This window comes from Amycolatopsis sp. ATCC 39116, assembly GCF_000231075.2.
GTDB classification, from domain to species: Bacteria; Actinomycetota; Actinomycetes; order Mycobacteriales; family Pseudonocardiaceae; genus Amycolatopsis_E; species Amycolatopsis_E tucumanensis.
The window spans coordinates 1-21562 of record NZ_AFWY03000009.1 but is presented as its reverse complement, the minus strand read 5'-3'; the positions used below and the strand labels follow the sequence as shown (position 1 = coordinate 21562).

The following is a 21562-nucleotide window of genomic DNA, read 5'->3' as shown; positions in this document are numbered from 1 at the left end:
GCGCGTGCGAGCCGGAGCGTGCGATCCGATGTCACCGCGGGGATGTGAAGCCCGGCCGTTGTAAGCGCGCGGCCCTGGGATCTTCTGTTCCCTGCCACGCCCGGCGGTGTCTGCTGACCATCGCCGAGGGGTAGGACAAAACCGGGAAGAGCCGCGGCCGGGGCAGCGTTGGACGTTGCCGTGAAGCCTCTGTCCGATGTCGCGTTGTCCGTGCTGGACCTGTCCCCCATCCCGAGCGGCGCGGACGCGCGCACCGCGCTCCGCGGGTCCGTCGAGCTGGCCCGGCACGCCGAGCGGCTCGGCTACCGCCGGTTCTGGGTGGCCGAGCACCACAACATGCCCGGTGTGGCGAGCTCGGCGACGACCGTCCTGATGAGCCACGTCGCGGCGGCCACCGAGACCATCCGCGTCGGTTCCGGCGGCATCATGCTGCCCAACCACGCGCCGCTCGTGGTGGCCGAGCAGTTCGGGATGCTGGAGGCCTTCCACCCGGGCCGCATCGACCTCGGCATCGGCCGCGCCCCCGGCACCGACCAGCGCACGGCGCTCGCGCTGCGCCGGTCCCCGCAGGCGCTCGGCGCGGACGACTTCCCGGAGCAGCTGACCGAGCTGATGGGCTACTTCGACGGCGCGGGCGCGGTGCGCGCGGTGCCGAGGTACAAGCCGCCGGTGTGGCTGCTCGGGTCGAGCGGGTTCAGCGCGCGGCTGGCCGGCTCGCTCGGGTTGCCGTTCGCCTTCGCCCACCACTTCAGCGCGCGCAACACGATCCCGGCGGTCGAGCTGTACCGCGAGTCGTTCCGGCCGTCGGAGGCGCTGTCCGAGCCCTACGTGATGCTCGGCGCGGCGGTGATCTGCGCGGACACCGACGAGCAGGCGCGGTGGCTGGCCGGGCCGAGCGGCCTGCAGTTCCTGCAGCTGCGCCGCGGCAACCCGATCCCGCTGCCGTCACCCGAGGAGGCCGCCGAGTACCCGTACTCGGACATCGACCGGCACTTCGTGGACGAGCGCCTCGGCACGACGATCCACGGCTCGCCGTCGACCGTCCGGAAGGGCCTGGAGACGCTGGTCGCGGACACCGGCGCCGACGAGATCATGATCACCACGATGGTCCACGGCGAGGCCGACCGCCTGCGCTCCTACGAGCTGGTGGCCGGCCTCGCCCGCGACTAAGACAGCCAGGCGCTGCGCACCGGCGGCATCCCGCTGCCGCCGCGCGCCGTCGGCTTCACGGCGAGGATCTGGTTCACCCCGATCGCGCCGCTTTCGAAGCTCAGCGCGCACGCGGCCATGTACAGCCGCCACACGCGGGCCCGTCCGGCGCCGCTCAGGCGAACGGCTTCGTCCCAGTTCGCCTCCAGGTTGGCGACCCACGCGCGCAACGTGCGCCCGTAGTGCTCGCGCAGCGCCTCGACGTCACGCACCTCGAAGCCGGCCTCTTCGAGCGCGCCCGCCATCACGCTGACCGGCTCCAGCTCGCCGTCCGGGAAGACGTACCGGTCGATGAACGACGTCTTCTGGTCGCGCGGCGGCACCGACGGGTGCCGCGAGATGGCGTGGTTGAGCAGCCGTCCCTCCGGGCGCAGCAGCTCGAACAGCGATTTCGCGTACACCGGCAGCATCGACGCGCCCACGTGCTCGGCCATCCCGATGCTGGAGATCGCGTCGTACGGCCCGTCGGACACCTCGCGGTAGTCCTGCACCCGGATCTCCACCAGGTCCGACAGCCCCTCCTCGGCGACCCGCTTGCGGGCGAAGTCGGCCTGCGCCTGCGACAGCGTGACGCCGACCGCGTGCGCGCCGTACTCCTTGGCCGCGTGGATGACGAAGGTGCCCCAGCCGCAGCCGACGTCGAGCACCCGCATGTCTTCGCGCAGGCCGAGCTTGCGCGCGACCAGGTCGACCTTCGCGGTCTGCGCCTGCTCCAGCGTGGTCTCCGGCTTCGCCCACACCGCACACGAGTACGTCATGGACGGCCCGAGCACCAGCGCGTAGAAGTCGTTGCCGACGTCGTAGTGGTGCGAGATGGCGGCCGCGTCGCGCCGCCGGGAGTGCATGCGCCCGGCGAGCTTGATCTCCTCGGGCGGCGGCTTCGGCGGGAACCCGACGATGCCCAGCTTCAGCGCCGCCTTCGCGAGATCGCGCCGCAGCGACCACGTCAGGTCCACGTCGAAGTCGACGTCGTAGACCAGGTCGTGCAGCCGTTCCAGGGCTTCCACGAACGGCCCCTCGACGTCGAGCTCGCCCGCGACATGCGCCCGCGAGACGCCGAGTTCGTTCGGCGCCCACAGCAGCCGGCGCAGCGCCCGGCGGTGCCTGATGTGCAGGACCGGCGCGTCCGGCGGGCCGGTTTCACTGCCGTCCCAGCAACGAATCCGGATCGGGACAACCTGGCCGAGCGCCGTGTGCAGGAGTTCACCAACGGCGCCGGCGACTCCGCCTGCGCTACCCACGAACCTCATTCAAGCACGCGCCGCGCGAAATCGCTTGTATTAGCGAAGTAATTCACCAATGGTGTGCAGCACGGGTGCCAGAATCGCCAGTTCCTCCCGTTTGCCGGAAACGCATTCGGTGACGCCCGCGCCCACGACCTCGAACTCCGCGAGCGCGCGCAGCCCGTCGACGAGCTGCGTCACGCTCATCCCGTCGGGTTCCGGGTAGTCCATTCCGGCGAACGCGGACGGGTCCAGAACGTCGAGATCAACATGGACGTACAGCCGTTCGATACCGGCATCGCGGACTTCCGCGACAATCCGCGACGGTTCTCCCGTAACCAGCCGGACCCGGCCCGCCTCGATTTCGTCCCGTTCCGCCGGGTCCAACGCCCGGGCGCCGACGAGCACCGCGTGGCCCGGCTCCAGCGCGGGCGCGGCCGCGAACGCGGGATCGCCGTCGCCCAGCAGCGACCGCAGGACCATCCCGTGGAAGGCGCCCGACGGTGAACTGGCCGGGGTGTTGAGGTCGGCGTGCGCGTCGAACCACACCACGCCGAACCGCTCACCGTGCCGGGCGCGGGCGGCGGCGACCGGCACCAGGTCGGCTGCGCAGTCCCCGCCGACGGTGAGCACCGGGCCGTCGGCGAGCGCTTCGGCGTGCCGCTTCTTGTTGTCCAGCAACGCTTCCCGGTTCGCGACGCCCTCCACGACGGGTGTTTCGCCCGCCTCCAAACGCACCTCGCGCACCGGTGCCCCGAGAACCTCCGCCGCGAACGCGGAAAGGGCCCGGCACCCCGCGGGCAGATCGCCCGCCCGGGGTGTCCGGGCCCCTTGCCACTGCGGCACCGCTTGGATCAGCACGGCGCCGACCCTAACGACGGCACGGGTGCCGCCGCACGCGGTTTTACTCCAGCACGATCAGGAGGTCGCCGCCCTCGACCTGCTGGACCGAGTTGATCGCCAGGCGGGCGACCTTCCCGGACTCGGACGCGGTGATCGCGGCCTCCATCTTCATTGCCTCGATGGTCGCCACCGTGGCGCCCGCGGCGACCTCGTCGCCTTCGGCCACCGACAGCGTGACCACACCCGCGAACGGCGCGGCGACCTGCTTCGGGTCGGACTTGTCGGCCTTCTCCGCGGCGGGCAGGTCCGCGGCCACCGACCGGTCGCGCACCTGGATCGGGCGCAGCTGGCCGTTCAGCGTGGCCATCACGGTCCGCATGCCGCGCTCGTCGGCCTCGCCGACCGCTTCCAGCTCGAACAGCAGCCGCACGCCGGGCTCCAGGTCGACGGCGTACTCCTCGCCCGGGCGCAGACCGTAGAAGAAGTCCTTGCTGGGCAGCACGCTGGTGTCGCCGTAGGCGCGGCGGTGCTCCTCGAACTCCTTGGTCGGCCCGGGGAACAGCAGGCGGTTCAGCGTCGCGCGACGGTCCTTGGCCAGCCCCTCGCGGTCCTCGGCGGACAGCTCGGCGACCGGCTTGGGCTCGGCGCGGCCCTCCAGCGCCTTGGTGCGGAACGGCTCCGGCCAACCGCCGGGCGGGTCGCCCAGCTCGCCGCGCAGGAACCCGATCACCGAGTCCGGGATGTCGTAGCGGTTCGGCTCGGCCTCGAACTTCTCCGGCTCGACACCGGCGCCGACCAGGTGCAGCGCGAGGTCGCCGACCACCTTGGACGACGGCGTGACCTTGACCAGGTGGCCCAGGATCTTATCGGCCGCCGCGTACATCGCCTCGATCTCCTCGAAGCGGTCGCCAAGGCCCAGCGCCTTCGCCTGCGTGCGCAGGTTGGACAGCTGGCCGCCGGGGATCTCGTGGTCGTACACGCGGCCGGTCGGCGAGGCAAGGCCCGCCTCGAACGGCGCGTAGATCTTGCGCACGATCTCCCAGTACGGCTCCAGGTCGCCGACCGCGCGCAGGCTCAGCCCGGACGGCCGCGCCGAGTGGTCGGTGGCCGCGACGATCGCCGACAGCGACGGCTGCGAGGTGGTCCCGGCCATCGACGCGACCGCGCCGTCGACCGCGTCCGCACCCGCGTTGATCGCCGCGAGGTAGGTGCCCAGCTGACCACCCGCGGTGTCGTGGGTGTGGATGTGCACCGGGAGGTCGAACTCCTTGCGCAGCGCGGAAACCAGCTTCTCCGCGGCGGGCGCGCGCAGCAGGCCGGCCATGTCCTTGATCGCCAGCACGTGCGCACCCGCGCCGACGATCTGCTCGGCCAGCTTGAGGTAGTAGTCCAGCGTGTACAGCTTCTCGCCGGGGTCGGACAGGTCCGAGGTGTAGCAGAGCGCCACCTCGGCGACGGCCTTCCCGGTCTCCCGCACGGCCTCGATGGCCGGGCGCATCTGCTCGACATCGTTGAGTGCGTCGAAGATGCGGAAGATGTCGATGCCGGTGTTGGTGGCCTCCTCGACGAAGGCGTTGGTCACCTCCGTCGGGTACGGCGTGTAGCCGACGGTGTTGCGCCCGCGCAGCAGCATCTGCAGGCAGATGTTCGGCACCGCTTCACGCAGCTGCGCCAGCCGCTCCCACGGGTCCTCGGCGAGGAACCGCAGCGCGACGTCGTAGGTCGCGCCACCCCAGCACTCCAGCGACAGCAGTTGCGGCAGGGTGTGCGCCACGACCGGCGCGACGGCCAGCAGGTCCTTGGTGCGCACGCGGGTCGCGAGGAGCGACTGGTGCGCGTCGCGGAACGTCGTGTCCGTTACACCCAGCGTCGGCGACTCCCGCAGCCAGCGGGCGAACCCCTCCGGGCCCAGCTCGGTCAGCTTCTGCTTCGACCCGGCCTGCGGCTCGCCCGAGGGCAGCGACGGCAGCTTCGTGGTCGGGTCGATCAGCCGCGGGCGTTCGCCGTGCGGCTTGTTGACCGTGACGTCGGCGAGGTAGGTCAGCAGGCGCGTGCCGCGGTCGGCCGAGTGCCGCGCGGTCAGCAGGTGCGGGCGCTCCTCGATGAACGAGGTGGTGACGCGCCCGGCCGCGAAGTCCGGGTCGTCCAGCACGGCCTGCAGGAACGGGATGTTCGTGGAAACGCCGCGGATGCGGAACTCCGCGAGGGCACGGCGGGCGCGGCCCACCGCGGTCTTGAAGTCGCGGCCGCGGCAGGTGAGCTTCACCAGCATCGAGTCGAAGTGCGCGCTGATCTCGGTGCCAGCGAACGCGGTGCCGCCGTCGAGGCGGATGCCGGAGCCGCCGGGCGAGCGGTAGGCGCTGATCATGCCGGTGTCCGGGCGGAACCCGTTGGCCGGGTCCTCGGTGGTGATGCGGCACTGCATGGCCGCGCCACGCAGGTAGACCTTCTCCTGGGACAGGCCGAGGTCCGCCAGGGTCTCGCCGGCGGCGATGCGCAGCTGCGACTGCACCAGGTCGACGTCGGTGACCTCCTCGGTCACCGTGTGCTCGACCTGGATGCGCGGGTTCATCTCGATGAAGACGTGGTTGCCGTCCTTGTCGAGCAGGAACTCGACGGTGCCCGCGTTGCGGTAGCCGATCTTGCGGGCGAACGCGACGGCGTCGTTGCAGATGCGGTCGCGCAGCTCGGGGTCGAGGTTCGGCGCCGGGGCCAGCTCAATGACCTTCTGGTGGCGCCGCTGCACCGAGCAGTCGCGCTCGAAGAGGTGGATGACGTTGCCCGCGCCGTCGGCGAGGATCTGGACCTCGATGTGCCGCGGGTCGACGACAGCCTTTTCGAGGAACACGGTGGGGTCGCCGAAGGCCGATTCGGCCTCGCGCATCGCGGCCTCGACCGACTCGCGCAGGTGCGCGGGGTCGTTGACGCGGCGCATCCCGCGGCCGCCACCACCGGCGACGGCCTTGACGAACACGGGGAACCCGATCTCCTCGGCGGCCGCGGTCAGCTCGTCGACGTCGGTCGACGGCTGGGACGAGCCGAGCACCGGCACGCCGGCGTCGCGGGCGGCCGCCACGGCGCGTGCCTTGTTACCCGTCAGTTCCAGGATTTCCGCGCTCGGGCCGACGAAGGTGATGCCGGCTTCCTCGCACGCGCGCGCGAGATCGGGGTTCTCGGACAGGAATCCGTAACCGGGGTAGACCGCGTCCGCGCCGGCTTTCCGCGCGGCGCCGACGATCTCCTCGACGTCGAGATAGGCGCGGACCGGGTGTCCCGGCTCGCCGATCTCGTAGGCTTCGTCGGCCTTCAGACGGTGCAGCGAGTTGCGGTCCTCGTGGGGGAACACCGCCACTGTGCCCGCGCCCAGCTCGTAGCCCGCGCGGAACGCCCGGATGGCGATCTCCCCGCGGTTGGCGACCAGCACCTTGCGAAACATGCCCGGTCCTTCCCTGTTCACGGATCGGTAGTGCTGTGACGTTACCCTGCCGATCCCGCTCGTCGGGAGTTCTGTCCCGGGTGATGGACATCATCCGGGACGTGCGCATGCCGCACAGAAGTACGGGGTATTTCGGCTTTCAGCTCTCCCCGGGGCGGCTACCGGCTCTCGGACCGCTGACGTTCCCGGGCGAGGTGGACGGGCCAACCGCTGCGCGGGAAGCCGCGCGCTGGTCGCGTGAGCACCTGGGCCTGGGCGCCGGGCGTCATGGAAGCCTGGGGGCCCGACCGGATCACCTCTGATCGTGCCGTCGAGTTGCTGCAGGGCCAGATCACCGTCGACGATCTGCCTCCCCGCGATGACGCCGTGGTGGCGCCCCGAACGACGTCGAGACTCAGCCTTCCTGGGCGGACTCATCGAACCGCGTATACAGCAGCCGGTTCGGGGTGCCCTGCGGCAGGCCCGTCAGCACGTCCGGCGTGGAGTTGTTGATCAACGCGTTCACGACCTGCTCGGGTGTGTCGTCGGGGTGTTTTTCGCGGTAGAGCGCGGCCGCGCCGGCGACGAACGCCGCGGCCATCGAGGTGCCCGAGAAGGGCGTCGCCGCAGTGCTGCCGGGCGCCGTCGACGGGACGTCCACCCCGGGCGCGAGCAGGTCGACCCCCAGCCCGAAGTTGGACTTCGGCGCGAAGGCGTCCGTCCGGTCGACCGCGCCGACGGTCAGCAGCTCGGGGATCCGCGCCGGGGACGAGAACGACGAGTCCACTCCCGACCAGCCCGCCGCCGCGACCACCGGCATCACGCCGATCAACCGCCGCACCGCGTTGTCCAGCCCGTCGGACGCCGGGCCGCCGAAACCGATCACCGCGACCGCCGGCTGCTTCGCGTTCTGGGTGACCCAGTCGATGCCCGAGATGATGTTGTTCAGCCGCCCGTTGCCCTTGTCGTCGAGCACCTTGACCGGCACGATCCGCGCGGCCTTCGCGACGCCGAACTCCTTGCCCGCCACGATCCCGGCCATCCGCGTGCCGTCGCCGTTGCCGTCGGCCGGGTTGTCGGTGCCGCCCACGAAGTCCTTGCCCGGGTCGACCCGCCCGGCCAGGTCGGGCAGCGCCGCGTCGACACCGGTGTCGATCACGTACACCGTGACGCCCTCGCCGGTGCTGTCGTAGTGGTACGTCTGGTCAACGGCCTTGTCGCGCTGGTCGATCCGGTCCAGGGCCCAGCTCGGCGGGTTCTGCTGCGCGCCGGGCGCGGCCGAAGCCGGCGCCACGGCGGCGAGGACGAGCAGTGCCGAACCGATGACCGCGCGTAATCCAGTCTTGAGCACGCCTCAGCGTTGCTCCGCTGTGGATCAGGCACAACTCGGGCCGTCGCCCGATCGTGCGTCAGGTCTTCTCCAGGTACTCCGCGCGCTCGGAGTCGACCAGGTCGGACACCATGTGCGCCAGCCCGGGATGCCGCTCCAGCGCCGGGTCACCGCCCACGATCTCCTGCGCCCGCTCCCGCGCGGCCGCGATCACGTCCTCGTCCCGCAGCAACGACAGCAGCTTCAGCCCGGACCGCTTGCCGGACTGCGCCGCGCCCAGGATGTCGCCCTCGCGCCGCAGCTCCAGGTCCAACCGGGACAGTTCGAAGCCGTCCGTTGTGGACTCCACCGCGGCCAGCCGCTCCCGCGTCGCAGTGCCGTCCAGCGTCTCGGTGACCAGCAGGCACAATCCGGGCACGCTGCCCCGGCCCACCCGGCCGCGCAGCTGGTGCAGCTGGCTGACCCCGAACCGATCGGCGTCCATGATCACCATCATCGTCGCGTTCGGGACGTTCACGCCGACCTCGATCACCGTGGTCGCGACCAGCACGTCCAGCTTGCCCGCGGCGAACGCGCGCATCACGGCGTCCTTCTCGTCGGGCGGCATCCGCCCGTGCAGGATCCCGAGCCGCAGCTCCGACAGCGGACCGTTCTCCAGCTCGGCGGCGACGTCGAGCACCGCCAGCGGCGGGCGGCGGTCGCTGTTGTTCGACGCGGGCTCGTCGCCGATCCGCGGGCACACCACGTAGGCCTGGTGTCCCTTGCGGACCTCCTCGACCAGCCGCTGCCAGGCGCGGTCCAGCCACGCCGGCTTCTCCGCCACCGGCACGACGCTCGTCTTGATCGGCGACCGGCCGACCGGCATGTGCCGCAGCGCGGAGGTCTCCAGGTCGCCGTACACCGTCATCGCGACCGTGCGCGGGATCGGCGTGGCGGTCATGACCAGCACGTGCGGGCTGCCGCCGTTGGCCGCGCGGGAGCGCAGCGCGTCCCGCTGCTCGACGCCGAACCGGTGCTGCTCGTCGACCACCACGAGCCCGAGGTCGGCGAACGACACCGTGTCCTGGATCAGCGCGTGCGTGCCGACGACGATCCCGGCCGCGCCGCTCGCGGTGTCCAGCAGCGCCTGCTTGCGTTCCTTCGTCGACATCGACCCGGTCAGCAGCGTCACCTTCGTCGCGTTCTCCGCCGCGCCCAGCTCCCCCGCCTGGCCGAGGTCGCCGAGCATCTCGCGCAGCGACCGGGCGTGCTGCGCGGCGAGCACCTCGGTGGGCGCGAGCATCGCGGCCTGGCGGCCGGAGTCGACCACCTGCAGCATCGCCCGCAGCGCCACGACCGTCTTGCCGCTGCCGACCTCGCCCTGCAGCAACCGGTTCATCGGGTGCTCGCCGGACAGGTCGGCGGCGATGTCCTCGCCCACCGCGCGCTGGCCTTCGGTCAGCTCGAACGGCAGCCGTTGGTCGAAGGCGTCGAGCAGGCCGTCCGTCGTGCGCGCGCAGGCGGGCGCCGGCCGCGACACCGCGGAGAACCGGCGCTGCGCGAAGATCAGCTGCACCGCCATGGCCTCGTCCCACTTCAGCCGCTCCCGCGCGGCCTCCAGCGCGTCGTGGTCCTTGGGGCGGTGGATGTTGTGCAGCGCGTCGAACAGGTCCATCAGGCCGCGGCTGTCGAGCAGCTCGCGCGGCATCGGGTCCTCTTCGCGTTCCAGCGTGTCGAGCACCTGGCGGACGCACCGCGCGATCGACCACGACGGCATCCCGGCCGCCGCCGGGTAGACCGGGATGATCGCGCCGACGAAGTCGTCCATCGCGCTGTCGTCGTCGCCGTCGAGCATCTGGTACTCGGGGTTGGCCAGCTGCAGCGTGTTGCGGAACGCGGTGACCTTGCCCGCGAACAACCCGGTGCGACCCAGCCGCAGCTGCCGCTCGTGCTGGTGCGGGCGGCCGAAGAACGCGCACGACAGCCGTCGCTGGCCGTCGGTGATGACCAGCTCCAGGATGTGCCCCGGCTTGTTGCGCATGCGGCGCAGGTTGACCTTCTCGACGCGCGCCATCACGGTCGCGTGCTCGCCGATCTCCAGACCGGCGATGTTCGTCAGCTCGCCGCGTTCGGCGTACCGGCGCGGGTAGTGCCGCAGCAGGTCGGCGACGGTGTGGATGTCCAGCGACTCGGCGAGCGCCTTCGCGGTCTTGGCGCCCAGCAGCGGGGGCAGCTTGTCACGCAGTCCGGTCACGCGTTCACTCCACACCGATCAGCAGCACGGCATCGGCCTGGCCGCCGGGGTAATCCACGAACTCCACCTCCGGTCGCTCGGCCCGCAACCGCTCCCGCAGCTCGCCGGTCAGGCCGGACGGCGCCGCGGTGCCGGTCAGCACGGTGACCAGCTCGCCGCCGACGGCCAGCATCCGGTTCAGCACGCCCATCGCGGCCTCGGCGGGCTCGGCGCCTGCCGGTTCGACGAGCACGACCTCGCCGTCGACGAAGCCGATCAGGTCACCGGCGTGGGCCAGTCCCACCCAGGTTATCGACTCCTCGGCGGCGACCACGAGCTCGCCACGCCGGGTCGCCGCGGCGGCCTCGGCCATGGCCACGACGTCGTCGTTCGCGCGGCGCCCGGCGTCGTGCACGGCCAGCGCGGACAGCACCTGGACCGGGGACGCGCACGGGATGACCACCACGTCCCGGTCGCCGATCATCGGGTGGCCGGCGGCGTCGTCGGCGGCCCTGGTCAGGCTCTCCCCGCCGGCGAGGACGGTGATGTGACCGGCCGCACGCTCGGTGATCAGGCCGAGCATCTCCTCGACGCTCGGGGTGGCGTGGTCCGGCACCGCGAGCACCGCGAAGCCCTCCTCGCGCAGCAGCTCCGCCAGCTCCTCGCCGTGCACGACCGCGACCACCGCGCGGTCCGGCCCGGACGGCGGCTCGATCGGGGTCGGGGTGATCAGCGGTTCGACGCGGATGCCGCTGGGGCGGCCGGCGCGGAGACCGGCCTCGATGGCGGCGCCGATGTCCGCGCAGTGCACGTGGACCGCGTGTGCCCCGCTGCCGTCCCCGGCCACGGTGACGCTGTCGCCGAGGCCGGACAGCGTGCGGCGCAGGACCGGGACGTCCGCGTCGGCGACGCCTTCCAGCAGGTACATGACCTCCCACGCGTACGGGGCCTGCTCCGCGTCCGGTTCGGTGTGGGCGTGGGCCTCGCAGGAGTGCGAGATCTGGGTCTCGGTGCCGGTGACCACGCCGGCCAGCGCGTCGAAGACCGCGACGAGCCCGCGTGCGCCCGCGTCCACGACCCCGGCCGCGGCCAGGACCGGCAGCTGGTGCGGGGTCTGTTCGAGGGCCTCGGAGGCGGCCTTCGCGGCGATCGCCACGACGTCGGTGAGGTCGCCGGGGTCCGTGACCGCCTGGGCAACGGCCTGCAGGACGCTGAGCATCGTGCCCTGCACCGGGCGCGCGACGGCGTCGGTGGCCGCGCGGTGCGCGTTCGCGAAGGCCTTCGCCAGTGACGGCCCGTCCAGCTCGGGGACGGTGCCCGCGGTTTCGGCGAGCCCGCGGAGGACCTGGGAGAGGATGACGCCGGAGTTGCCGCGCGCGGCGAGGACGGCGCCACGGGCGAGCACGGAGAGTGCCTTGGCCGCACTGTCCGTGTCCGGTTCGGCCGTCAGGCGGGCGTGTGCGCCGGACATCGTGTGCAGCAGGTTGGAGCCGGTGTCGGAGTCGGCGACCGGGTAGACGTTGATGCCGTTGATGGCCGGGCACAGCACTTCCAGGCTGTGCACGCAGGCCGCCGCCCACGCTGTGATGGCATGCTCGTCCAGAGCCCGCACCGCCGACCTCCTCCCTGGTCAGGCCAGGGTAGCGACCCGGTCGCGGGACGGCGAACAGCCGTCGTTTACTATGGTCCGAGTGTCCGGCCCGCGCCGGGCGTGTTTTGTCTTCCCTGATCGTCAAAGGAGTTCGACGTGGCTGCCGTGTGCGACGTCTGTGGCAAGGGACCGGGCTTCGGCAAGTCCGTCTCGCACTCCCACCGGCGTACCAACCGCCGCTGGAACCCGAACATCCAGACTGTGCACGCCAAGATCGGCGTGTCCCAGCGCAAGCGGCTGAACGTCTGCACCTCGTGCCTGAAGGCCGGCAAGGTCGTTCGCGGCTGAGACGCGAAGCCCAGGACGGCGAGTGCTCGCGTAGAGCGCTCGCCGTTTTTTCGCGCCTCGGTGTCTTTCGGGGGTCGAACCCCCGCACCCCCGCCGGGGGCAAGCCCCCTGGACCCCCGGGGTGCCGCTAAAGTACGCCGCCGTGGCAGCGAAACCCTTGCACGAGATCGTCGAAGCGGGATGGGCCAAGGCGCTGGACCCGGTGGCGGACCGCATCGCCGCGATGGGCGAGTTCCTGCGTGCGGAGATCGCCGCCGGCCGCCGGTACCTGCCCGCCGGCGAGCACGTGCTGCGGGCCTTCCAGCAGCCCTTCGACGACGTCAAGGTGCTGATCGTCGGCCAGGACCCGTACCCGACGCCCAGCCACCCGATCGGCCTGTGCTTCGCGGTGGCCCCGGACGTGCGGCCGCTGCCGAAAAGCCTGATCAACATCTACCAGGAATACTGCGACGACCTGGGCTACCCCACGCCGTCCAACGGTGACCTGACGCCGTGGACCGAGCAGGGCGTGCTGCTGCTCAACAGGTCGCTGACCGTGCGGCCCGGTTCGCCCAACTCGCACAAGGGCAAGGGCTGGGAAGAGGTCACCGAGCAGGCGATCAAGGCGCTGGCCGCCCGCGGCAAGCCGATGGTGGCGATCCTGTGGGGCAGCAACGCGCGCAGCCTGAAGCCGCTGCTCGGCGGAGTGCCGTGCATCGAGTCGGTGCACCCGAGCCCGCTGTCCGCGCGCAACGGCTTCTTCGGCTCGAAGCCGTTCAGCCGCGCGAACGAACTGCTCCAGCGGCAGGGCGCCGAGCCGGTCGACTGGAAGCTGCCCTAGCCGCAGACGCGGCGCAGCCCTTGCGTGGCAGCCGCGGGCCGAGGCAGCCACAGCCCCGCTCGCAGCCGCGGCTCCCGTGCCGCGCCGCCCAGAAACGACGACCGCACGGACGGCGACCCCGGACGGCGCCGACCCTCGGCGAAGCGCTCGAAGCTCCCCGCCCAGCAGTCACAACAGGGCGCCGCCGCCGTGTTCGCGCCTGCGGCTCCCGTGCTGCCGGGCCGCGCCGTCGTGCGCCGCCCTAGTCGATTCTCCGCAGCGCGCCGCGGAACCACTGCGCCCGCTCGACGTACCCGTCCACCACGCGCTGGATCTTCTCCGGCCCGAAGGACTTGTTCTCCCGCACCTTGGCGGGCACGCCGAGCGCGATGTGCCCGGACGGCACGTGCGAAGAGTACGACAGCACCGCCCCGGCGCCGACCATCGCGCCGTCCTCGATGACGCTTCCGTTGAGCACCACCGAACCCGACGCGATCAGGCACCCGCTGCCGATCCGCGCGCCCTCGACGTGCACCGCGTGCCCGATCGCCGACGACGGGCCGAGGACCGTCGGGTCCTGGGCGGTGCAGTGCAGCACGCACCCGTCCTGCACGTTGGACCGCTCGCCGATCTCGATGTAGCCGTTGTCGCCGCGCAGCACGGTCTGCGGCCACACCGACGCGTTCGGCCCGATCCGCACGTCGCCGATCACCGTGGCGTCCGGGTGCACGAACGCCGTGGGGTGGATCGACGGGGTCAGCTCACCGAGCGCGTAGATCGCCACGCGAACCCTCCAAGTCCTTGCCCAGGTACACCGAGAGCGGATCGTCCCGGTAGTGGCCGAACGCCGGCACGTCCGTGTAGCCCGACGACCGGTACAACGCGATCGCCTCCGGCTGCTTCAGCCCGGTCTCCAGCACCAGCCGCCTGCGCCCCGCGGCGAGCGCCGTCCGCTCCAGCTCCGCCAGCACGGCACGCGCGAAACCCTTGCCCCGCGCGGCGTCCGCGACGTACATCCGCTTCAGCTCGGCCTCGTCGTCACCGCGGACGCGCCAGCCGCCGCAGGCGACCGGCTCCCCGTCCAGGTAAGCGACGACGAACAACCCCAGCGGCGGCGCGAACTCGGCCGGATCGACCGGGGTGGCGTCCGTTTCGCCGTAGCGCAGGACGTACTCCTGCTGCACGGCGGCGATCAGCTTGACCGCGTCCGGATCGTCGTAGGCAACCACGCGAAGGTCCACAACGGGTCACCGTAACGGGCTCAGCGCCAGTGCTCCCAGCCACTTTCGCCGTGGTACTCCTCACCGTCGACCGTCACGCCCGAGTCCGCCATCGTGACCGCGCCGATCCGCCGCCAGCCTTCGGGCAGGTCGGCGAACGACGGGAACGTCGCGACCAGCGCGTGGTCCTCGCCGCCGGTCAGCACCCAGGTCAGCGGGTCCGCGCCCAGCGCGGTGCCGACGTCGACGAGTTTCCGGTCGACCTCCAGGTGCTCGGTCCGGACGTCGATGCCGACGCCCGACGCCTCGGCGATGTGCCCGAGGTCGGCAAGGAGGCCGTCCGAGACGTCGATCATCGCCGTGGCGCCGGCGATCGCGGCCGCGGGCCCGGCGGCGTAGTCGGGTTCCGGCGCGCGCTGGGCGTTGACGACCGCGACCGGTGAGCGGAACCCGCGGCCGAGGGTGGCCAGGCCGGCCGCGGCCCAGCCGAGCCGCCCGGACACGGCCACGATGTCACCCGGCCGCGCGCCGGAGCGCGTCACCGGTTCACGTCCCTGCAGGTCGCCCAGGGCGGTGATGCTCACCACCAGCTGGTCCGCGCGCACCATGTCACCGCCGACGACCCCCGCCCCGGCGCGTTGTGCTTCCGCCCACAGGCCGTCGCTGAGTTCCCGGACCACCTTCGCGGGGGTGTCCGGCGGGCAGGCGAGCCCGACGAGGACGGCTGTGGGCACCGCGCCCATCGCGGCCACGTCGGCGAAGTTCTCCGCGACCGCCTTGCGCCCGACCTGGTCCGGAGTGGACCAGTCCAGCCGGAAGTGCACGCCCTGCACCAGGACGTCGGTGGTGGCGACGACCCGTCCGTCCGGCGCGGCGACGACGGCGGCGTCGTCGCCGGGGCCGAGGAGGGTGGGTGCGGGTTGTCTTCGGTTCTCGGTGACGGCGCGGATGAGGCCGAACTCACCCATTCCGGCGACCGTGCCGGAGTCGGATGCCTGGTGGGTTGACATGCGTCACCTCGGTCGCTCGATAGTCGGATGACCTAGATTCGTGGTCCGTGCGGTAGGTTCTGACCACGTTCCTACCTTGAGTTAGACGCCGGAGACGAAGGGGCGCGCCGTGGTCCACGCATACATCCTCATCCAGACCGAAGTCGGCAAGGCCGCCGCGGTCGCCGCGGAGATCGCCGGGATCCCCGGCGTCACCAGTTCCGAGGATGTGACCGGTCCCTACGACGTCATCGTCCGCGCCGAGGCGGACAACGTCGACCAGCTCGGGCAGCTCGTGGTCGCGAAGGTGCAGGGCGTCGAGGGCATCACCCGCACGCTGACCTGCCCCGTGGTGCACCTGTAAGCGATGGCGGACACCGAGACCGGGGCTCCGCCGCGGGCGCGGCTCGTGGTCGCGGCCGTGCTGGTGGTCGTGCTGGCCGCCGGGGTCGCGGTCATCGGGCTGATGATGCGCGATTCCGGCGACGGCGAGGGCCCGCTGGCGCTCGTGCCGGTGGACGCGCCGCAGGCCGGTTCGGCCGAGTGCGCGCAGCTGATCCCGGCGATGCCCGCGCAGCTGGACTCGAAGGGCACCGCGCTGCCGCGCCGGACGATCGCGGAGCCCGCCCCGGAGGCGACGGTCGCGTGGGGGTCGCCAGAGTCGATCGTGTTGCGCTGCGGGCTGGGCAAACCGCCGGAGCTGACGCCGACCAGCCAGTTGCGCGTGGTCAGCGGCGTGCAGTGGCTGCCGGTCGAGGGGCCGGGTTCGTCGACGTGGTACGTGGTGGACCGGGCGGTGTACGTCGCGCTGACGGTGCCGGACTCCGCGGGGACCGGGCCGCTGCAGCAGATCTCGGACACCGTGGCGGCCACGCTGCCCGCCGTGCCGCTGCGCTTCTGACGGCGCGGCCCTGGAGGGCGGCGGTGCAGCCGCCGTGGCAGCCACGCTGCCCGCAGTGTCGCTGCGCTTCTGAGCCTCCGCCTGCGCCGGGTTACGTACCTGTGCTTCCGGCGCAGCCGCCCAAGTGCGGCGCCGGCCCGCCACGACCAGCGGCCGCGCCCAGTAGGCCGGTCCACCCCCTGCGGGGTCAGCGCAGCCCGGTGCCCCGCGCCAGCGCCGTGTCGATCAGCGTCGTCAGCAGTGTGCGGTAGTCGACGCCGGTGACCTGCCACATCTTCGGGTACGCCGAGGTCGACGTGAAGCCGGGCATGGTGTTGACCTCGTTCACGGTCAGCTCGCCGTTCGGGCCCACGAAGAAGTCCACCCGCGCCAGGCCCTGGCAGTCCAGCGCCTCGAACGCCTTCACCGCCTGCGCGCGCAGCTTCTCGGTGACCGAATCGTCCAGCTTGGCGGGGATGTCCAGCTCCGCGTCCTCGCCGATGTACTTCGTCTCGAAGTCGTACCAGGCGGACTCGTCGTCGGAGAGCACGCGCACCTCGGCAGGCAGCGACGCCTCCACCCGGCCGTCCGGGAACTCCAGCACGCCGCACTCGACCTCGCGCCCGGGCACGGCCGCCTCGACCAGCACCTTCGGGTCCGTCTCGCGCGCCAGGGCGATCGCCGCGTCCAGGTCGGCCCAGTCGGTCACCTTGCTGATGCCGATCGACGACCCGGCCCGCGACGGCTTCACGAACACCGGCAACCCCAGCCGCTCCCGGTCAGCTTCGTCCAGAGTGGACTGACCACGGCGCAGCTCCACGTAGCGGCCGACCGGCAGCCCCTCCGCGGCGAGCAGCTTCTTCGCGTAGCCCTTGTCCATCGCGGCGGCGCTGGCGAGCACGCCCGGCCCCACGTACGGGATCCCGGCCATCTCCAGCAGCCCCTGCAGCGTGCCGTCCTCGCCGAAGGCGCCGTGCAGCACGGGGAAGACGACGTCGACCCCGCCGAGCGCCTCGGCGCCGGGGTCGGTGACGACCAGCTCGCGCCGCGTCGGGTCGCCGGCCAGCACCAGCGACTGGCCGCCGTCGACCGAGGGCAGCTGCCGGTTCTGGATGGTGAGGCTCTTCGGGTCGGCGGTGCCCAGCACCCAGCCGCCCTCGCGGGTGATCCCGATGGGCACGACCTCGAAGCGGTCGCGGTCCAGGTGCGCCAGCACGCTGCCCGCCGACAGGCACGAGATGGTGTGCTCGGTGCTCCGGCCGCCGAACACCACGGCCACCCGCGTCTTCCTCATGGGCCGTCACCCTACCGGGCTCTTGCCCCGATCCGATCAGCGCAGTAAACCCACCAGCGTGTCCAGCGCGCCGCTGAGCGCCTCCCGCGAACAGCCCGCGTAACCGATCGCCACGCCGAAAGCCGTCGGCGTGCCGGCGAAGTGCCGCGCCAGCCCGTCCAGGCGGATTCCCCGCACCCGGCCTGCCGCCAGGCGTTCCCGCTCCACCTCCGGCGACGGGAACGGCACCACCAGGTGCGCACCCGCGTCGTCGCCCAGCACCGGGATTCCGGCTTCCCGCAGCGCCGACACCAGCAGCACCCGCCGCTCGGACAACTCGCGTCGCAGTTTCCGCAGGTGACGGCCCAGGTCGCCGTGCCGCGCGAGTTCGACGAGCACCCGCTGACCCGCAGGGGACGGGCGCGTTCCGGTGCGGTCGCGGTGTCCCAGCACGGACGAGGTGACCGCGCCCGGCGCGACCATCCACCCCGCGCCGAGGGTGGGCGTGAGGATCTTGCTGGTGGTGCCGAGGTGCACCACGACGTCCGGCGCGAGCGCGGCGAGCAGCGGCAGCGGCGCGACGTCGAACCGCAGCTCGCCGTCGTAGTCGTCCTCGATGATGAGCATGTTCTCGGCGCGTGCCCGCTCGACGAGTTCCACCCGGCGGGCCGCGTTCAGCCGCGACCCCATCGGGTACTGGTGCGCGGGCGAGCAGTAGACCCCGCGCACGCCGGCCGGGATCGCGTCGGTGCGCAGGCCCTCGCCGTCGACCGGCACGCCGACCACCTTCAGCCCGGCGCTCAGGAACGCCTCCACCGCCCGCTGGTAACCCGGCTCCTCGACCGCGACGGTGTCCCCGGCGCGGAAGACGGCCCCGGCCAGCTCGAACACCGCGGCCGTGGTGCCGCCGGTCGCCAGCACCGAATCGGTGCCGACCGCGAGCCCGCGGTGGCGCAGCAGGTGCTCGGCGATCGCCGCCCGGTATTCCGGCAGCCCGGCGCGGTGCGCGCTGGTCAGCGGTGGCGTGTCGGCGGCGGCGCGCCAGGCCCGGCGCCACGCGGCCCGGTCGATGCCCGCCGCCCACGGCGTGCCCGGGGTGAGGTCGAGCAGCTCCTCCGGTTCCGTCACATCTCCCGGGACGACGCGGTGGACGGGCCGGTCGCTGGGTGGTGAGGTGGTGACGTAGGTGCCGGAACCGTGCCGCCCGGTGATCCAGCCTTCGGCGTGCAGTTGCTCGTAGGCGGCGGAGGTGACGGTGCGGCTGACGCCCAGCCGCGCGGCGAGGGCCCGGGTGGACGGCAGGCGGTCGCCGCCGCGCAGATGACCGGTCGACGCCGCCTCGCGCAGGGCGTCGGCGAGCTGCACGGCCAGCGGCGTCGCGGCCTCGCGGTCGAGGGCGACGGGCAGCGCGGTCGCGGGCTGGGACACCGGAAGTGGCCTTTCGTTTTTCCTCGAATGTGGATCTACCAGGAGTCCACTATACGCTCGAGACTGAAGTCATGACCACGCTCTCGCCGACCCCGCGCAGCACTCTGACCCGCAAGAAGGACCGCGCGGCCACCGATCGCGAGCGCCTGTACGAGGTGCTCGACGACGGCCTGATCTGCCACCTCGGTCTCGTGCTGAACGGCTCCCCCGTCGTGCTGCCAACCGGCTACGGCCGCGACGGCGACACCCTGTACTTCCACGGCTCGACGGGCGCCGGGAACCTGCGCGCGGCGGCCACCGGCATCGACGTCTGCGTCACGGTCACGCTGCTCGACGGTCTGGTCTACGCGCGCTCGCTCAACAACCACTCGATGAACTACCGCAGCGCGGTGGTGCACGGAACCGCGCGCCTGGTGACGGGCGAGGAGAAGATGCACGGGCTGCACGTCGTGACCGAGCACCTCACGCCGGGCTCGTGGGACCACGCGCGGGCGGTGAACGCGAAGGAGCTGGCGTCGGTTTCGGTGCTGGCGCTGGATCTCGCGGAGGCGTCGGTGAAGATCCGCGCCGGCGAACCGATCGACGACCCGGAGGACATGGACAGCCACGAGATCTGGGCCGGGGTCGTGCCGGTCCAGACCACCTTCGGCGAGCCCATCCCGGCCGCGTACATGCCCGCGGGTGCGCCGATCCCGCCGCACGTGCGTGCGCGTGGGTAGCGTCGGGGTGTGCTGACCACCCTCGCCGTCGAGAACTACCGCTCGTTGCGGGACCTGGTGCTGCCGTTGTCCCGGCTGACGGTCGTCACCGGCGTCAACGGCACCGGGAAGTCCAACCTGTACCGCGCGCTGCGCTTGCTCGCCGATGCCGGGCGGAACGGCGCGGTCGCCGCGCTGGCCCGGGAAGGCGGGTTGCCGTCGACGCTGTGGGCTGGGCCGGAGTCGGTCGGCAAGTCCGTGCAAGGCACCGTGCGGACGAAGCGAGTGGCGTTGCGGCTCGGGTTCGCAGGTGATGAGTTCGGCTACGCGCTGGACTTCGGTCTGCCAGTGCCGGGAGAGACGGTCTTCAACCTCGACCCGGAGTTCAAACGGGAGTGTCTGTGGCGCGGGCCGGTGCTGCGGCCGTCGGCGTTGCTCGCCGACCGGGCGGGTCCGGCGGTGCGCGTGCGGGACGACTCGGGCGCGTGGGCGGCGAGTTCACGCATCGGACTGACCGACAGCATGCTGAGCGAACTGGCCGATCCGTGGGCCTGCCCGGAGCTGCTGGTGGTGCGGGAACGGCTGCGGTCGTGGCGGTTCTACGACCAGTTCCGCACCGACGCCGGCGCGCCCGCGCGGCAGGACCGGATCGGCACCCGCACCCCGGTGCTCGACCACGACGGCGGCGACCTGGCCGCGGCGCTGCGGACGATCCAGGAGTTCGGCGACGACAAAGCCCTAGCCGAGGCGGTGTCCGACGCTTTCCCGCGGTCGCGAGTGGAGGTCGAGGCGGTCGACGGGTTGCTGCGGCTGCGGTTCCACCAGCACGGGTTGCTGCGCCCGCTGGGGGCGGCGGAGTTGTCGGACGGGACGTTGCGCTACCTGTTGTGGGTGGCGGCGTTGCTGAGTCCCCGGCCGCCGGAACTGCTGGTGCTGAACGAACCCGAGACGAGCCTGCACCCGGACCTGTTGCCTGCGCTGGCCGCGCTGATCGCCAAGGCACGCACGCAGCTCATCGTGGTGTCGCACGCGCGGCCGCTGGTGCACGCGTTGTCGGCGATCGCGCCGGAGGCCGCGGTGCTGGAGCTGGAAAAAGAGTTCGGCGCGACGGTCCTCGCCGGGCAGGGCAGGCTGGACCGGCCCGCCTGGCACTGGCCGAAGCGGTGAGCCCCGCGGTGAGCCCCGCGGTGAGCCCCGCGGTGAGCCCCGCGCTCCGCCGGCTGCGGAGCGCGGGGCCGCCGGTCATTCGTCGTCGCCGCCGGTGACGTTGCCGACGCTCGTCGGGACGCCCTTGATCATGTCGATGATCGTCTTGCCTGCCAGGCCGCGGTAGCCGAACCACGGGTCCGTCATGTACTTGATGGCCTGCTCGAACTTCGCGGCGCCCTCTTCGCCGAACAGCTTGCCCAGCTGGGCGACCGAGAAGTTGCTGATCTTGTCGAACTTGGCCAGCGTCTCGGGCGTGACGCCCTCGATCTTGGCCAGCTCGTTCTTGATGGCCTGCGACATCTGCTCGGACAAGCGGTGGCGCGTGGGATCCGGGGTCGACTGGTTGCCGCCCGGTGTGTTGTCGCCGGACTGGTTGTTGGTGCCCGGCTGGTTGTTGCCCGCTTGGTTGTTGCCCGACTGGTTGTTGCCTGACTGGTTCGAACCGCCGGGCTGGGACTGATCCGTGGGCTTCGGCGAGCCAGACGCGTTGTCCGTCGGCTTCGGCGAACCAGGCGCGTTGTCCGTCGGCTTCGGCGAACCGGGCGCGTTGTCGGTCGGCTTCGGCGAAGCCGTGGCGGGGGTGTCCAGCTTCGGCGGCACGGGCACCGGCTGCACATCCGCAGGCTTGGGCGCCGGAGCGGGATCGTTGAGCTTCGGCCCACCCGACACCGGCGAGGGCGGTGGGTCAGCAGGCTTCGGTGCGGCGGACGAAGTCGTGACGGCATCGTCCAGCTTCGGCCCACTGGACACCGGCGGCACATCCGCAGGCTTCGGCACCGGAGCCGGGGTCGGCAACGGATCGTTCAGCTTCGGCCCACCCGACACGGCCGCCGTATCCGCAGGCTTCGGCCCCACAACCGGAGCCGCCGGCGGGTCGTTCAACTTGGGACCATTC

General features: G+C 72.0%; 18 protein-coding genes and 1 pseudogene. 7 read left to right on the top strand and 12 right to left on the bottom strand.

Annotated elements, in window-relative coordinates:
- The first annotated feature begins 180 nt into the window (after nt 1-180).
- A complete protein-coding gene (locus AMY39116_RS0312975) occupies nt 181-1170 on the top strand; it encodes an LLM class flavin-dependent oxidoreductase (RefSeq protein ID WP_020418085.1) in 990 nt (329 codons plus the stop codon).
- Here AMY39116_RS0312975 and AMY39116_RS0312970 read toward each other — a convergent pair.
- From AMY39116_RS0312970 to AMY39116_RS0312945, 6 genes are all read right to left on the bottom strand, one after another.
- Entirely contained in the window at nt 1167-2459 is a 1293-nt protein-coding gene (locus AMY39116_RS0312970; RefSeq protein ID WP_039791467.1) for a cyclopropane-fatty-acyl-phospholipid synthase family protein, read from the bottom strand. The genes AMY39116_RS0312975 and AMY39116_RS0312970 overlap by 4 nt on opposite strands.
- A gap of 30 nt (nt 2460-2489) precedes the next feature.
- Nucleotides 2490-3293 (bottom strand): arginase family protein, encoded by an 804-nt coding sequence (locus tag AMY39116_RS0312965; protein WP_027935871.1) that lies wholly within the window; start codon nt 3291-3293, stop codon nt 2490-2492.
- 43 nt (nt 3294-3336) lie between these two features.
- Nucleotides 3337-6711 carry a pyruvate carboxylase gene (locus AMY39116_RS0312960; RefSeq protein WP_020418082.1) on the bottom strand — a complete coding sequence of 1125 codons (3375 nt, stop codon included), beginning with the start codon at nt 6709-6711 and terminating at the stop codon, nt 3337-3339.
- Between the two features lie 394 nt (nt 6712-7105).
- The gene (locus tag AMY39116_RS0312955; protein WP_020418081.1) at nt 7106-8041 is read right to left on the bottom strand and encodes a S8 family peptidase; all 936 of its coding nucleotides are present in this window, start codon (nt 8039-8041) and stop codon (nt 7106-7108) included.
- A 58-nt stretch (nt 8042-8099) separates the two neighbouring features.
- The gene (gene recG / locus AMY39116_RS0312950; RefSeq protein WP_020418080.1) at nt 8100-10253 is read right to left on the bottom strand and encodes an ATP-dependent DNA helicase RecG; all 2154 of its coding nucleotides are present in this window, start codon (nt 10251-10253) and stop codon (nt 8100-8102) included.
- A gap of 4 nt (nt 10254-10257) precedes the next feature.
- A complete protein-coding gene (locus AMY39116_RS0312945) occupies nt 10258-11844 on the bottom strand; it encodes a DAK2 domain-containing protein (RefSeq protein WP_020418079.1) in 1587 nt (528 codons plus the stop codon).
- 135 nt (nt 11845-11979) lie between these two features.
- Between AMY39116_RS0312945 and rpmB the strand changes: the two genes are divergently transcribed.
- The gene (gene rpmB, locus AMY39116_RS0312940; RefSeq protein ID WP_017987500.1) at nt 11980-12171 is read left to right on the top strand and encodes a 50S ribosomal protein L28; all 192 of its coding nucleotides are present in this window, start codon (nt 11980-11982) and stop codon (nt 12169-12171) included.
- A gap of 142 nt (nt 12172-12313) precedes the next feature.
- Nucleotides 12314-12991 (top strand): uracil-DNA glycosylase, encoded by a 678-nt coding sequence (locus tag AMY39116_RS0312935; protein ID WP_027935870.1) that lies wholly within the window; start codon nt 12314-12316, stop codon nt 12989-12991.
- Nucleotides 12992-13232: 241 nt separating this feature from the next.
- Here AMY39116_RS0312935 and AMY39116_RS0312930 read toward each other — a convergent pair whose 3' ends face one another.
- From AMY39116_RS0312930 to AMY39116_RS0312920, 3 genes are read right to left on the bottom strand one after another with little or no spacing between them, the layout of a single operon-like run.
- The gene (locus AMY39116_RS0312930) at nt 13233-13754 is read right to left on the bottom strand and encodes a gamma carbonic anhydrase family protein (RefSeq protein ID WP_017987498.1); all 522 of its coding nucleotides are present in this window, start codon (nt 13752-13754) and stop codon (nt 13233-13235) included.
- Nucleotides 13732-14211 (bottom strand): GNAT family N-acetyltransferase, encoded by a 480-nt coding sequence (locus AMY39116_RS0312925; protein ID WP_027935869.1) that lies wholly within the window; start codon nt 14209-14211, stop codon nt 13732-13734. Before AMY39116_RS0312925 ends, AMY39116_RS0312930 begins: the two co-directional genes overlap by 23 nt.
- Before the next feature lie 20 nt (nt 14212-14231).
- A complete protein-coding gene (locus AMY39116_RS0312920; RefSeq protein ID WP_027935868.1) occupies nt 14232-15200 on the bottom strand; it encodes a thiamine-phosphate kinase in 969 nt (322 codons plus the stop codon).
- A 109-nt stretch (nt 15201-15309) separates the two neighbouring features.
- Between AMY39116_RS0312920 and AMY39116_RS0312915 the strand changes: the two genes are divergently transcribed.
- Both AMY39116_RS0312915 and AMY39116_RS0312910 read left to right on the top strand, forming a co-directional pair.
- On the top strand, nt 15310-15543 hold the full coding sequence (locus AMY39116_RS0312915; RefSeq protein WP_017987495.1) for an Lrp/AsnC ligand binding domain-containing protein: 234 nt from the start codon (nt 15310-15312) through the stop codon (nt 15541-15543).
- Nucleotides 15544-15546: 3 nt separating this feature from the next.
- Nucleotides 15547-16080 (top strand): DUF3515 domain-containing protein, encoded by a 534-nt coding sequence (locus AMY39116_RS0312910; protein ID WP_020418075.1) that lies wholly within the window; start codon nt 15547-15549, stop codon nt 16078-16080.
- Between the two features lie 187 nt (nt 16081-16267).
- On the opposite strand, the gene AMY39116_RS0312905 is transcribed toward AMY39116_RS0312910, so the two are convergent.
- Nucleotides 16268-17353 carry a D-alanine--D-alanine ligase family protein gene (locus AMY39116_RS0312905; protein WP_039791466.1) on the bottom strand — a complete coding sequence of 362 codons (1086 nt, stop codon included), beginning with the start codon at nt 17351-17353 and terminating at the stop codon, nt 16268-16270.
- A gap of 36 nt (nt 17354-17389) precedes the next feature.
- Nucleotides 17390-18760, bottom strand: coding sequence for a PLP-dependent aminotransferase family protein (locus AMY39116_RS0312900; RefSeq protein WP_020418073.1), 1371 nt, complete (start codon nt 18758-18760; stop codon nt 17390-17392).
- A 71-nt stretch (nt 18761-18831) separates the two neighbouring features.
- Here AMY39116_RS0312900 and AMY39116_RS0312895 point away from each other — a divergent pair, with 71 nt between their 5' ends.
- Both AMY39116_RS0312895 and AMY39116_RS0312890 read left to right on the top strand, forming a co-directional pair.
- Nucleotides 18832-19479, top strand: coding sequence for a pyridoxamine 5'-phosphate oxidase family protein (locus tag AMY39116_RS0312895; RefSeq protein WP_020418072.1), 648 nt, complete (start codon nt 18832-18834; stop codon nt 19477-19479).
- A 9-nt stretch (nt 19480-19488) separates the two neighbouring features.
- Complete coding sequence (locus tag AMY39116_RS0312890; RefSeq protein ID WP_020418071.1) at nt 19489-20625, top strand: AAA family ATPase; 1137 nt, start codon at nt 19489-19491, stop codon at nt 20623-20625.
- Nucleotides 20626-20700: 75 nt separating this feature from the next.
- Here the strand turns inward: AMY39116_RS0312890 and AMY39116_RS42760 are convergent.
- A pseudogene (locus AMY39116_RS42760) lies at nt 20701-21562 on the bottom strand (hypothetical protein); the annotation flags it as partial.

Coding starts and splice junctions, on each gene's coding strand:
- AMY39116_RS0312920 (WP_027935868.1), bottom strand. CDS start 15,200: ATGTCAACCCACCAGGCATCCGACTCCGGCACGGTCGCCGGAATGGGT.
- AMY39116_RS0312910 (WP_020418075.1), top strand. CDS start 15,547: ATGGCGGACACCGAGACCGGGGCTCCGCCGCGGGCGCGGCTCGTGGTC.
- AMY39116_RS0312970 (WP_039791467.1), bottom strand. CDS start 2,459: ATGAGGTTCGTGGGTAGCGCAGGCGGAGTCGCCGGCGCCGTTGGTGAA.
- AMY39116_RS0312905 (WP_039791466.1), bottom strand. CDS start 17,353: ATGAGGAAGACGCGGGTGGCCGTGGTGTTCGGCGGCCGGAGCACCGAG.
- AMY39116_RS0312895 (WP_020418072.1), top strand. CDS start 18,832: ATGACCACGCTCTCGCCGACCCCGCGCAGCACTCTGACCCGCAAGAAG.
- AMY39116_RS0312960 (WP_020418082.1), bottom strand. CDS start 6,711: ATGTTTCGCAAGGTGCTGGTCGCCAACCGCGGGGAGATCGCCATCCGG.